3 protein-coding genes are annotated in these 1,160 nt (G+C 72.2%); all 3 read right to left on the reverse strand.

The annotated features are described in order from the left end of the window. The coding region (locus BBK14_RS15465) for a helix-turn-helix domain-containing protein (protein WP_198541298.1) at nucleotides 1-250 on the reverse strand (250 nt) is incomplete at its 3' end. Further along, entirely contained in the window at nucleotides 247-570 is a 324-nt protein-coding gene (locus BBK14_RS15470) for a DUF4326 domain-containing protein (protein ID WP_071063169.1), read from the reverse strand. The genes BBK14_RS15470 and BBK14_RS15465, both read right to left, overlap by 4 nt. Next, nucleotides 567-1,001, reverse strand: a complete 435-nt coding sequence (locus tag BBK14_RS15475) for an SLOG family protein (protein WP_157904274.1) — start codon at nucleotides 999-1,001, stop codon at nucleotides 567-569. The genes BBK14_RS15470 and BBK14_RS15475 overlap by 4 nt, the downstream gene beginning before the upstream one ends. Between the last annotated feature and the right edge of the window lie 159 nt (nucleotides 1,002-1,160).

Genomic DNA, 1,160 nt, shown 5'->3' on the forward strand with positions numbered 1-1,160 from the left:
GGCATTCACGGCAGTACCTCTTTCCCCGTGGGGCGATGTAGCCGTGCTCGGCGAACGAGTGGCCTCGGCGACAGTGAGTCCGCGGCTCATCGTCGAGGGTCCGCCAGGTGCGCCCGCGCCTGATCTTGCGGATCGCTTCGACCGAGACCTGGTACTGGGCGGCCAGGTCACCCTTGCGCGCACCCGCGGCGAGTTGCTCCCGAATCTCGACCACCTGGGCGGGCGTGAGTTTGGCGGCGGGGCGGCTCATGACGCCTTCTCGACGAGGCGGGCCAGAGTGTCCGCGTGGCAGGGTCGGTTCGTGGGGCACGGGCAGGCAAGGGTGCGCCCGGCGAGCTGGTCGAGGTTGTCGAGGACGTCGGCGCGGCTGTAGGCGCGCCCCTGGGGGTCGTGGCGGATGTCGGGTCCGCCGTCGCCGGCGAGCCAGGCGGCGTGGGCGTCGACGGCACCCTGAAGGCCGTACATCCGCCAGTCGAAAGGGTTGCCCCAGCGGGTGCCGCGGGCCACGTCAACGGCGTCGGGGTGTCGCCGCCGGGTCGTTGAGGTGAGGCGGATGCGCTGGGCGTTCATGTCGCCCACCGCTCCCACACCTCGATGCCGGCCCCCCGCGCCAGATCCATGCAGCCGTGAGTGCCGTGGGTCGCATGCCCGTCCGGCAGGACCACGCCGCCGAGTCCGCAGCACGGTCCCGGCTTGTCGCAGGGCACGCAGAACGCGATGCACCCATCGGCGCCGAGGCTGACCATGTGCGCGTTGCGCAGGTGCCCGGCACGCGGGCCGTTGATCCGCCACATCGTCGGGGAGACCGGGTACTTCTCCTCGACGACCTCGGGAGTGCGCTCGCACCAGGCTCGGACGTGCCGGTCGGCGCCAGCCGCGTCGCCGTGCACGACGGTGAGCTTCTGGTCACGAGCCTGGGCGAGCTCACGCACCTTCTCCAGGTCCCGCCACACGGTCTGGCGCTCGCGCCAGACGCGGGCGCCGGTGCACAGGAGCCTCACGGCACCCACCGGACTTCGCTGCGCCGGGCGTAGTAGCCCCATACCGTGCGGGCCGGGCGGCCGACCGAGCGCCGCGAGATCGGCGGCGCATCGACGACGACGACGCCGTCCCGAACAATCAGGCCGAAGGTGGCGTGGGGCAGCAGGACGACGATCATG

Source organism: Parafrankia soli (assembly GCF_001854695.1).
Classification (GTDB): Bacteria; Actinomycetota; Actinomycetes; order Frankiales; family Frankiaceae; genus Parafrankia; species Parafrankia soli.